The organism is Mesorhizobium sp. M1A.T.Ca.IN.004.03.1.1, from assembly GCF_003997555.1.
GTDB lineage: Bacteria > Pseudomonadota > Alphaproteobacteria > Rhizobiales > Rhizobiaceae > Mesorhizobium.
In genome coordinates this window covers 1-231 of the sequence record NZ_RZTV01001183.1, presented here as the reverse complement: position 1 = coordinate 231, position 231 = coordinate 1, and the positions used below count along the sequence as shown (strand labels likewise).

Annotated in this window: 1 protein-coding gene; it reads right to left on the bottom strand. The window is 61.0% G+C overall.

Features of this window, described 5'->3' with window-relative positions:
- Nucleotides 1-231: ATP-binding cassette domain-containing protein (locus EOD29_RS35420; RefSeq protein ID WP_127248942.1), on the bottom strand; the 231-nt coding region annotated here is incomplete at both ends.

Sequence of the window (231 nt, the reverse complement as noted above, 5' to 3'; positions counted from 1 at the left end):
GTCACGAAAATCACCGTAATGCCGGTCGCCTTCCACAGCCGCAGCACGTCGTCGTTGAGCTTCTGACGGGTGATCTCATCGAGCGCGGCGAAAGGCTCGTCCATCAGCAGCAGCTTCGGCTTCGTCACCAGCGCACGGGCGATCGAGACGCGCATCTTCATGCCGCCGGAAAGTTCGCGCGGATAGGCCTTGGCAAAATCCTGAAGGCCGACGGTGGTCAGCACTTCCATG